This window comes from uncultured Duncaniella sp., assembly GCF_910578445.1.
In the GTDB taxonomy this organism is placed as follows: Bacteria; Bacteroidota; Bacteroidia; order Bacteroidales; family Muribaculaceae; genus Duncaniella.
This window is the reverse complement of sequence record NZ_CAJTQC010000040.1, coordinates 1-10745: the sequence shown is the minus strand read 5'-3', so window position 1 is coordinate 10745 and position 10745 is coordinate 1. Positions and strand designations below refer to the sequence as shown.

8 protein-coding genes are annotated in these 10745 nt (G+C 46.1%); 1 reads left to right on the top strand and 7 read right to left on the bottom strand.

The features are described 5' to 3' along the window. Positions 1-48 precede the first annotated feature (48 nt). The 5 genes from QZ311_RS11715 to QZ311_RS11695 all read right to left on the bottom strand — a co-directional run bounded on the left by QZ311_RS11715 (position 49) and on the right by QZ311_RS11695 (position 6423). Complete coding sequence (locus QZ311_RS11715; protein WP_297068245.1) at positions 49-822, bottom strand: prephenate dehydrogenase/arogenate dehydrogenase family protein; 774 nt, start codon at positions 820-822, stop codon at positions 49-51. A gap of 63 nt (positions 823-885) precedes the next feature. Beyond that, a complete protein-coding gene (locus tag QZ311_RS11710) occupies positions 886-1962 on the bottom strand; it encodes a bifunctional 3-deoxy-7-phosphoheptulonate synthase/chorismate mutase type II (protein ID WP_297068243.1) in 1077 nt (358 codons plus the stop codon). Positions 1963-1987: 25 nt separating this feature from the next. Next, positions 1988-3157, bottom strand: a complete 1170-nt coding sequence (locus QZ311_RS11705; RefSeq protein ID WP_297068241.1) for an aminotransferase class I/II-fold pyridoxal phosphate-dependent enzyme — start codon at positions 3155-3157, stop codon at positions 1988-1990. A gap of 22 nt (positions 3158-3179) precedes the next feature. Next, entirely contained in the window at positions 3180-4028 is an 849-nt protein-coding gene (locus QZ311_RS11700; RefSeq protein WP_297068238.1) for a prephenate dehydratase, read from the bottom strand. A gap of 400 nt (positions 4029-4428) precedes the next feature. Beyond that, positions 4429-6423 carry an AAA family ATPase gene (locus tag QZ311_RS11695; protein ID WP_297068236.1) on the bottom strand — a complete coding sequence of 665 codons (1995 nt, stop codon included), beginning with the start codon at positions 6421-6423 and terminating at the stop codon, positions 4429-4431. A gap of 931 nt (positions 6424-7354) precedes the next feature. On the opposite strand from QZ311_RS11695, the gene QZ311_RS11690 reads away from it, so the two are divergent. Further along, positions 7355-8329: a sigma-70 family RNA polymerase sigma factor gene (locus QZ311_RS11690; RefSeq protein ID WP_297068233.1), complete on the top strand. Its 975-nt coding sequence runs from the start codon at positions 7355-7357 to the stop codon at positions 8327-8329. Positions 8330-8738: 409 nt separating this feature from the next. Here QZ311_RS11690 and QZ311_RS11685 read toward each other — a convergent pair whose 3' ends face one another. Both QZ311_RS11685 and QZ311_RS11680 read right to left on the bottom strand, forming a co-directional pair. Beyond that, positions 8739-9674: a DMT family transporter gene (locus QZ311_RS11685; protein WP_297068231.1), complete on the bottom strand. Its 936-nt coding sequence runs from the start codon at positions 9672-9674 to the stop codon at positions 8739-8741. Between the two features lie 130 nt (positions 9675-9804). After that, complete coding sequence (locus tag QZ311_RS11680) at positions 9805-10005, bottom strand: helix-turn-helix transcriptional regulator (protein ID WP_297068230.1); 201 nt, start codon at positions 10003-10005, stop codon at positions 9805-9807. Positions 10006-10745 lie beyond the last annotated feature (740 nt).

Here is a 10745-nt window from a genome sequence, read left to right as displayed (position 1 = left end):
CGCTGACAAGCAACTGACGTTGTTCTGATTACTTATGTCGAACTCACGTTATTTAATATGTTCACGCACGCGCGCGAGGAAAGCTTTCATCTCTTCACTGTCGCGGCGTTTGATGATGTCGAGAAGCTCGGCCATCTGTTGCTGTATTTTTTCAATCTGCTGTGGGGTGTTGGGATTGAAAAGAATTTCGCTGACGAGAAAATCGTCTTCCGACATAAGTCCGCGTGCAATCTGCATGTGGCGCTTGAAGGTTGTTCCGGGCGCTTCCTGATGTTTCATGACACCCGCAAAGGCGAGCGTGGCTGCAAACGGAATTGAGAGCGAATAGGCTATGGTCTCGTCGTGCTGTGTAAACGTATATTCGACTATGTTGAGATGAAGGCGTGAATATAGGTCGCGGAAAAACACCTTTCCGAGATGGTCGCCTTCGCTGATTATGATGGCGTTTTCATTGCTGAGATTGCTGAGCGAGGCGAATGTCGGCCCGAACATGGGATGGGTGCTGACAAAGGGGTGGCCGCATGTGGCATAGAATTCAGGCAGCCCGGTTTTGACCGAGGCGATGTCGCTGATGATACATGACGGTTTGAGGTAGGGGAGCACGGCCTCAAACGACTGCAATGTGTATTTTACAGTCGAGGCGTTGATGACCAGCTGAGGTTCAAAGTCCTCGATTTCGCTAAGTTCCTTGAAGCGGAGTGCGTTGAATGTGAAGCGAAGGCGCTGGTGGTCGGGGTCGTACACTGCGACCTCGTGGTCAAACGAAAGAAGGTCGCAGAAGAAGCTGCCCATCTTACCTGCTCCGAGAATCAGTATTTTCATCTCTTTTCGATTGTCAAAAAAATTTACGTAGTGTGGTGATAGTGTTGTGTGTAGCCTGATTGCTTACTGCTTGTTTTCAGTGAGCTCTACCTGAAGTCTTACAGACTCTTCGTGGATGGTCGAGAGGATTTTACGCATGAATTCCTCATCGACACCGGCGGAAGCTGCTGTCTTCACACGTGTGTGCATGATGTCGCCGTAGCGGCCGGGCTGCACGATAGGCATGTTGTGGTTCTTTTTGTATTTACCGATTTCGCGCGATATGTTCATTCGCTTGGCAAGTATTTCGACGAGGTCGTTGTCGAGCTGGTCGATCTGGCGGCGGAGCTGAGCGAGACTCTCGGTCGGGACAGGCGCGTCGCGGTAAACGAGGTTGTCGAGTATGACTCCAAGGACTTCAGGAGTGATTTGCTGGTTCTTGTCGCTCCATGCGCAGTCCGGATTGCAGTGGCTTTCGATGATGAGGCCGTCGAAGCCCATGTCGAGAGCCTGCTGCGAGAGCGAAGCGATGAGTTCGCGTTTGCCTCCGATGTGGCTGGGGTCGCAGATGATGGGAATTTGCGGGTAGCGGATGCGGAGTTCGAGCGGAATGCGCCACTGGGGATGGTTGCGGTAGATGTGTTCGCCGTAGGTGCTGAATCCACGGTGGATAACGCCCAGACGGGTGATGCCGGCGTTGTAGAGACGTTCGAGTGCGCCGATCCATAGCTCCAGATCGGGGTTGACCGGATTTTTTACGAGCACGGGGATGTCCTTGCCGCTTTCGCGGAGTACGTCGGCGATTTCCTGCATCGCAAACGGATTGGCCGACGTGCGCGCACCGATCCACAGAAGGTCGAGGTCATATTCGAGGGCTGCTTCGACGTGGCCGCGGTTTGCGACTTCGGTTGCGATTTTCAGGCCGGTTTCCTCGCGCACTTTATTGAGCCATGCAAGTCCGGGGACGCCGACACCTTCGAAACCTCCGGGTTTTGTGCGTGGTTTCCAGATTCCGGCGCGATAGATTTTTACGCCCGACCGCAAGAGTTCGCGTGCGGTCTGCATGACTTGGTCCTCTGTCTCGGCGCTGCATGGGCCTGAAATTATAATCGGTTTGGTGAGTTCCACTCCGTCGATTGCGAGCGGTTTGATATTTTCCATAAGATATATGTTGTCTATGTATAAGTTACTTGTTTTCGTTGAGTTTTTTGATGCGGTCGAGGGCTTCGTTCATGCGCTCTTCCGTCGCACAGAGGGAGATGCGGATATATCTTTCGCCGTTTGAGCCAAAGATGAATCCCGGGGTCAGGAACACTTTTGCCTCATGGAGCAGACGGTCGGCAAGGGCTTCGGATGTGACTTCCGGGTCATTGATTTTACCCCATAGGAACAGTCCGCTCTGGGTGGGGTCGAAGGTGCATCCGAGCTCTGTCATGATTTTTTCGGCCACCTTACGGCGTGAGGCGTAGACTGCATTTACCTCGTCGTGCCAGCTTTTGTCGGCTTCAAGAGCCTTGGCTGCGGCAAGCATGAGTGGCTTGAACTGTCCGGAGTCGATGTTGCTCTTCACTTTGAGTATCCATGATATGAACGTCGGGTTTGAAGCAGCCATGCCGACACGCCATCCGGGCATGTTGTGGCTCTTGCTGAGGGAGTTCATTTCGATGGCTATCTCTTTTGCACCCTCTACCTGCATGATGCTCATGGGGTTGTCGTTGAGGATGAAGGAGTATGGGTTGTCGTTGACGATGACGATGCCGTGTTTCTTGCCGAAAGCCACCGCCTTTTCGAATGTCTCCATGCGTGCCCGTGCGCCTGTTGGCATGTGGGGATAGTTGAGCCACATGAGTTTTATGCGGTCGAGCGGTAGTTGTTCCAAGGCTTCGAAATCGGGCTGCCATCCGCTTTCCTCGACCAGATCATAGTTGAATATCTCTGCGCCGACGAGCTTGCTTATCGACGAGTAGGTCGGATAGCCGGGGTTGGGCACGAGCACTCCGTCGCCCGGATTGAGAAATGCGAGCGAGATGTGGGTCACACCCTCTTTTGACCCTATCAGCGGTTGGATTTCCGATTTTGGGTCGAGTTCTACGCCATACCATTTCTTGTACCACCGTGCAAAGCCTTCGCGGAGTTCAGGCACACCGACATGTGGCTGATAACCGTGGTTCGACGGGCAGTTGAGCGCTTCGGTCATCGCGTCGATTACGCTTTGATGTGGCGGTCGGTCCGGGCCGCCTATGCCGAGCGACACGACATCTTCACCGGCAGCTTTCATTGCTGCCACTTCTTTCAGTTTGGTCGAGAAATAGTATTCCTTTATATTTTCAACTCTTTGTGAGGGCTTGATTTCCATGAGTCTTTTGGTGTGTGGGTGGTTAAGCGTGGGTTATCTTGGCTTCGGCATATTCGCCGAGTATCTTGAGGTCTTTGATCAGTGGTCGCACGGCTTCGATGGCCTGATGGTAGCGCACGAGGCTGTCGAATGTCACATCGACATAGAATCTGTATTCCCATTCGCGTCCTACGATTGGGGTGGATTGTATTTTTGAAAGGTTGATGTCGTAGAACGACAGGATTGTCAGCACCTTTGACAGCGCTCCGTGGGTGTGGGGGAGAGTGAAAACAATTGAAGCTTTGTCAATGTCGCGTTCGGCAGGCCCGATTTCGGATGCGAGCAAGGGGTCGGCTATGATGAGGAAGCGGGTGAAATTGCGTTTGTTGGTCTCGATTCCTTTTTCAAGGATATTGAGTCCGTAGAGCGAGGCTGCATATTCTCCGCAGACCGCTGCGTGACCTTCGAGGTTGTCGGTGGCGATTTCTTTGGCGCTGCCTGCGGTGTCGAGGCGCTCCACGATTTTGAGATTCGGATGGCGGCGCAGGAACTGTTCGCACTGCATCAGGGCCATCGGGTGGGAGTTGACTTCCGAGAGGTCGTCGATTGCCTGTCCCGGGAGCGCGGCGAGCACGTGGGAGATTCTCAGCTTCAATTCTCCGATGATTCTCAGATTGCTCTGGCGCAGAAGTTCGTGGTTTTGCAGCAGACTTCCGGCAATTGTGTTTTCGATTGCCACTATTCCAAGCAGTGATGCGTCGGTCGCGAGGGTTTCAAACATGGCAGGAAATGTCTCGCATTCGATAGTCTGTATGTCTTCGTCGCTGAAATAGAGGTGGGCTGCTGCGTCGTGGTAGCAGCCGGCTACTCCTTGGATGGTAATCTTTTTCATTGTCGTAGTCTTTTGACGGTAGTTTGAAAAATCCGGTCTTATAATTTTGTTCGGTTCAATGTCTCTAAAATAAAAAAATCCCGTTCATTGACGAACGGGATTTTTATGATGGAAACATTTTGCAATCATATGAAAATTCTACGCATGCAAATCCCGTTCTTATTTTTGGCTAAAATAAAAATAATAAAAAAACGGATATGCGTAAAATCGTGTCATTTTTTCAAAATATTCTTGAGTTTGCTTTAAATTTTATGCTGCAAAGGTAGGGATTATTTACGAAATGACAAATTTATTTCAGAAAAAAATAAAATTAGCAACTGGAAAGTTTGCAAATGCCCTGAGGCTGGCGCTATGGATTTGCGATAAACCTGACAGGACGGTTGGGCATTGTTTCCTTGTATTATGCGCGGAATCCGATTGAGGGACGGAGGGCTTTATCGGGACGCGGCATGGGGATGTCGGACTCTTCGACTACTGTCAGGGCTTCGATTGTGAAGACCTCGGCAGATGATATGCGCACGGCCATGTGTGGGATTATTTCGGTTTCGATAAGGTTTTTGATGTAGCGTCCGTTGCCGAAATCCTTACTCCGTCGGCCGCATATTTCGGTCAGATGGGCCGACATGGCAGTGGCCGCTTTCTCGGAAAGGCGGAATCCGTGGTCGGTGAAATAGTTTTCGGCTATTTCCATGAGCTGGCCTTCGGTGAAATCCTCAAAGTGATAGATGTTTGACTCCGGGATGCGCGATTTGAAACCGGGATTCATCTCGAACATCCGACGCATCGGTTCGGGATAGCCTGCAAGAATCAGCATCCAGTCGCGGTTTGATTCGTCGGAAAGTGCCGTAAGAAGTGTTTCGATGACAAACTTTCCCGGATCGCGCGGGTCGTTGGGCTGATAAAGCTGATAGGCTTCGTCGATAAGCAATATTCCGCCCTGTGCTGCCTTGATGGCTTCAATAGTCTTTTCGGATTCGGCATGATAGTTCTGCCCGAGGAGCGTCGACCGCTCTTTGATGATTACGTGGCCTTTCGACAGAATGCCTGCCTTTGCGAGAATTTTGCCGATATGTTTGGCGACGGTGCTTTTGCCTGTGCCCGGAGAACCTAAGAACATGGCATGGAGAGGAGTGGTCAGTTCCATGAGTCCTGCTTTGCGGCGCAGGCTGTTGAATTGTACTATTTTCTCGTAGATGTCGAGTTTGGCTTTTACTTTTTCAAGTCCGACGAGCCTGTCGAGAGGGATTTCTTCTTCGGGCGACTTCTCATTGTCAGACGGCTGGTTTTCATCGGTTACGGTTTCATCACCATCGATATCTTCGTCATAGTCTTCATCGTTATCTGCATTGACATCTTCATCATCTTCTTCCGGATGGTAGCCGAGTGATGACGCTATGAATTCGTTTAGTCTGCTGTCGAAATCTACTTTGTCCATTGTGTCGTCAGATCCGTCGTTGCTTGACCAGTTGGTCAGCTCGTTGGTTAATTCCTGAAATCGTTTTAGTCCGTCAGCCGGAGAATAGTCAGTGCAGTAGTCGAGCATTTCGAATTCCCACTCACCGAAATATTCTGGCCCTATGGTTGAAAAAAGGAAACCTGAAATCGGAATACCCATGCAGCGAAGTTCGGCGTATGTCACTCCCATGCGCTGAGGCTGGAGGATGAACCGCGTTTCGGCATGCCACTGGCTTTCGCTGCGGTTGAAGTCGTAGCGGTCCTGTTGCGGACGGCATACGGAGCTTTCGGTACTCCCGTCGGGATAGTGGAGCTTTATTTCCAGCTCGGGCATTTGTCCGTAGAGCTTATCGAAAAGTGGCTCGATTGAAAATCTGACGGTATGTGTCTCAAATTCTTTGGCATCCACTGAAAGATAGGGGACGATATGGTCTGTGTCGGTCAAAGATAGGAAGCCTGATGTGGCTTGGTATATTGAAGCGGGATTTTGCCCGAAGTCATTGACGTTCCATAGGTTTATCGTGCGCTTGCCGATTATTTCCTTGCTTCCTTCATCGCGTATGATAATTCTGAGCCTATGGATATAATCGGTGTGATTGCGCTCGACGGGGATGTCCATTGTGTATCTGCGTGTGAGTCTGCCTTGGCTGAAGCACACGTTCAGGCAGTGTCTGGCAATTATTTTTTCGGAAGATTCGTCAAAGATGCTCACGCTCACACTGCGACGCATGCCGGTTTGTGACTGTGGCTTGGAAAGTAGTTTTTCGTTTGTAAATTCCATTGCAAGAGCAATGGTGTTTTGTCCTTCAGATGTTAGAAAGTCGTTTCTGTCATCTAACGGTCCGAATGACTGGGATTCGTGTGACGATGGGTTGATTGACAAATTGTCGATGACTTTGACTTGAAGTTTTGACAGGCTGATATATGCGTTTCTTTTCATAATTATTTTACAGTTTTAAAATGAATGATAGTTAGCGTTTTTAGACTAAGCTGTTGAATAGCCGGCATGAACAGTGGATTCACGTCGGTTAAGTAGGGGATAGGGGTTCATTTTTCTTTCCGGGAGCCTGCTCCCGGTGCCGTTACCATCATGTCAAAGAACTCCTCTGCCGACAATCATCGGTTGATATACACGAGGGCATACCAATGGCTGTCGGCAATTCTGATCTTTTACTAAAAAATGATTGTTGTGGCGATGCTATGGTCTAAGCATTGCGACATCGTCAATAGTGACATTTGATGTTTTGACGGCAGATAGACCGGATGCAATGCTCATAGCAGAAAAATGATGAAAACTGTAAAATAAGTGATTTGGCGTGGTCGCCAATAATCCATATTGCCACAAAAGTAGTGAATAATTTTGGATATATGCAATTAAAAAGGCGAAAAAATTTGGAAATATAGAAAAATAACAAAAAAACAGTCTGAAGTTTGGAAAATCGTCAAAAACTTTCTACCTTTGCAGTGCTTTAGAGAGGACGGCTGTGTCTTCTTTGGGCAAATAGGATTGTCTTATGGTGTAATGGTAGCACTGCAGTTTTTGGTTCTGCCTGTCTTGGTTCGAATCCAGGTAAGACAACGTTAATCGCTAAATTTCTGAATCTCAGAGATTTAGCGATTTTTCTTTTCTGCAAAATTAAAAAGGTGACTCTGCACCCGTCGTGGGCGCATGGTCAAAAAACTATGTTTAAGCATAGAGTTTGCTGATGCGGAAAATAAAGAATTTGAGAAGAGCCCTGCTTTTGAAATGAAAACATTTTGAGAATAACTCAATATTTTATAATTTTGAAAAAAGTTGGACACTAATAATGTGACTGAGTATCATTAATAAATAGAAAGATATAACTCCATAATGTAGTCGTTTTATGAATTTGGAAGACTGGAACACTCGCAAATTTTCAATTTGTCAGCTGATTAAAGAATTTGATTTGATTGAGGGGCTGCTTGCGGATTGTGAGTTCTGGGATGTTGACAAGCTGTCTTACAATATTTATATAAAAGAAATAAAACAAGCCCACAAGAAAGAATTTAAAAATAAAAAAAGGCTTGGTTATGATGAAGAACAGCGACTTATTGATTGCGCGGAAAAGGGGGATGTCAATGCTGTAAAGCAACTGGTATTGGCAAATTTAGGATTGGTCATTCACGAAGCGAGAAAATTTCAAAACCTTGGTGTCTCATTAAACGACCTTATAAGTGAAGGAAATTTTGGACTTTTCAAGGCCGCTAACAAGGTTGAAAATCGAGGATTCCGTTTTGCGACTTATGCCAAATGGTATATCCGAAGTTCTATTATGTCTGCAATAGTGAAGTATGGAACAACTATTCATTATTCATCTGCTATATGGATAGAATACCATAAAATATGCAAAATTAAATCAAAATATTATGCAGAGCATGGATATATCCCTACAGATGGCGAGGTTGCAGAGTTCTTAAATATACCCGAATCAAGAGTATCAGAAATTTTTTCTGCTATAGAGTCCGAGATTTCGATTGATGCTTTTAGTGATTTATGCGGAGACTACGACAAATCGGATATATTGTTGAACTGTGTAATGAGCGAATTGCCATTGTTTTATATAGGTTCGTATAAACATCAAATTGACGATGAGCTTTTGATAGAGTCGCTATCAATTGACATTGAGGATGTGCTTGGACATTTGTACGAACGTGAAAGAGATATTTTGAAAATGTTTTATGGTATTGGTTGTGAAGAGATGGATTTGGGAGAAATTGCTGAAAAATTTAATCTTACGAGAGAACGAGTACGGCAGATTAAGGAGAAGGCAATACGGAAACTTAAAGGTCAGAAAAGTGTTAGTTTAAGACGTTATTTAGGATAAAATAGATTGTGCTTGTTAAATTTCCAAGAATAAGGGGGCTACGACTGTTTTGTTTTCTTTCTTTGTTACAAAGAAAACCAGTTTCCCTTGGTCTACAAGAGAAACTGGTTTTAATCATTCTGCGGAAGGATAGGTATCCTGAAATGCTATTTAACTCTGTAATTATCTTTAAGTTATGCCTTAGGGTACTTTCGTGCAACAGTAATTTTGAGGTAATGCAACAGCGAATTGTTGCAGAATCTTGGATTCCGTTTCCTCAAAGTAGTCCTGCCATTGACTCAATTTGCACCCGATATGCCTGTTTCATATCGTCGTAAAGAAACGAATCTCCGATTAAACCGTACCATTTCGGAATGGCTTTGGAGAACTTGATGAAGAGGTGCACATCATTAAACAGCCTTTATAAATTTCAGGCTGCAATTTCAGATACTGCATTTGCCTCCTGCTCCATGTCTTTCTTGCTTTTGCTCATGGTAACAAGGAATACTCCCACAAATATCAACACTATTGCAAACGCCTTTGTCATGTCAAACGTATCCATGCCCCATATTATGGCAACTATGCAAGCGAGCAGAGGCTGAATGTAGTTATACATGCCTGCCACAGTCGGCCGAAGACGTCGCTGACCGATTACGACAAGTATGTATGTTACAAAGGTTGCTCCTACCACAACCAATGACAATGCTCCCCATTCCATAGATGTGACGGCGTCCCATCTTGTTTCCGAAAGCTGCTGTGTAGAAAACGGCACTATACATATGAGTGCAAACGTGAACATCCACTTCATAACGGTGAAAAGTGAATAACGGGCTACAAACTCCTTGAAGAGAACTATATACAGAGCATAGCTCAACTGGGCTGTCAAAACTATCAAATCGCCCCATATTGACGAAGATACAGTCCCGCTCGCCGAACTCCCTCCGAGTATAAGAAGTACTGCTCCTGTAGCACCGGCGGCAATACCCATGATTTTCTTTCCGGTTATAGGCTCATTCAGAAAAAACGCGGCAAGAACCATCGCCCATAACGGCATGCTTGTAGTAATAATGGATGCGTTTGTCGGGGATGTCATTCCCAGACCGGTTATGAAACAACCCTGATTGAAGATGATTGCAAGTAACGATGCGCCGAAGAGTTTTGCCAGATCTTTCGACTCCACATGTTCCGGCTTCATGAACAGAGATACAAGCCAAAACAGAATCATGGCTCCCGCAATACGCAAATTGGTTACAACCAGAGGCGTTATTGTACCGCTGATCATCACGAATTTAGCGATTGGCGACATTACTCCCCAGATTGCATTTGCCCCGAACATCGAGGCATGTCCTTTTAAATCAATTTTCATATACAAGTATATTATTGTTTATACATAATATTACGACTTGACGATAGAGGTATAAATCGTCAAGCTGGATATGATATACCGCTGTCTGAAATTAAGAGCGCAAAGTTAGTAAATTTTAAATTCTAAACTTTCAATTTTCAATTCTTTGGGGCTGCATAGCAGCTCCAAAGAGAGCCAGCACCTGATTTACCTTGTCAAGACGGAGAGTTTTCTTCCCCTGCTCAAGCTCACGTACGAAACGCAATCCCACTCCTGATTTCTGGGACAGGTCAACTTGCGTAAGCCCGAACTGCTTGCGCATCTCCTTTACATATTTTGCTAATTGAGTCATACGAATATACCCTTTTGGGTGCAAAAATAATGAATTTGCTTCAAACTACACCATAAAGGGTATATTTTGATTACGTTCAAATTATACCCTTTATGTTATATTCACAAGAAAGCGGCAACGGCTATGCTGATGCCACCTCTTTAGCTTTGTATAAATTTGTCTGAAGTGGTCGTTTTCGAGTCGTTTTTTCTTGGTCTGATTTCGGTCCTGTCATCGCCTACGGCGCTTTGCTCCGGCAAAGAATCGAAAGGATTAGACACGAAAAAACCGCAGAACTATTTGATAGTCTGCGGTTTCTTTGCTTTTACAAAGCGATTCGCGTTGATAAGTCGCTTCCGGACTGATTTTCGTCCGATTAGGTTGCGGAAGGACAGGGGGCGTGCCTCATCTGTCTAAATGCAGTTATATCAAATAGTTGGATATATCAGAATTTTATTAGTGCCGTTTTAGTGCCAAATATCAGCACTCGGATTTTCGGCTCTGGAGCCTGACTCCACAGGCTATCCAATCACTAATGCAAATTTAATCATTTCATTCCGGTTGTGCAAGTCCGAGAGTTCGATTTAGCAATTCCTAACAATTTGATTCACATTTCTTAAATACTGCTCGTCGGGTTTTTTTTCAATATCGACAAACAGTAGTTTTTGTCTTTGGTGTTTGCCGTCATATATGCTGTTTTCGTTGTGCTTATATCGCCTTCCTTTTCAGATAAGGAAAGCGATGAGAGGCGGAGCGGTCTT

Bases quoted from the DNA above. Each gene is read 5' to 3' on its own strand.
- QZ311_RS11715 (WP_297068245.1), bottom strand. From the start codon at position 822: ATGAAAATACTGATTCTCGGAGCAGGTAAGATGGGCAGCTTCTTCTGC.
- QZ311_RS11710 (WP_297068243.1), bottom strand. From the start codon at position 1,962: ATGGAAAATATCAAACCGCTCGCAATCGACGGAGTGGAACTCACCAAA.
- QZ311_RS11705 (WP_297068241.1), bottom strand. From the start codon at position 3,157: ATGGAAATCAAGCCCTCACAAAGAGTTGAAAATATAAAGGAATACTAT.
- QZ311_RS11700 (WP_297068238.1), bottom strand. From the start codon at position 4,028: ATGAAAAAGATTACCATCCAAGGAGTAGCCGGCTGCTACCACGACGCA.
- QZ311_RS11695 (WP_297068236.1), bottom strand. From the start codon at position 6,423: ATGAAAAGAAACGCATATATCAGCCTGTCAAAACTTCAAGTCAAAGTC.
- QZ311_RS11685 (WP_297068231.1), bottom strand. From the start codon at position 9,674: ATGAAAATTGATTTAAAAGGACATGCCTCGATGTTCGGGGCAAATGCA.
- QZ311_RS11680 (WP_297068230.1), bottom strand. From the start codon at position 10,005: ATGACTCAATTAGCAAAATATGTAAAGGAGATGCGCAAGCAGTTCGGG.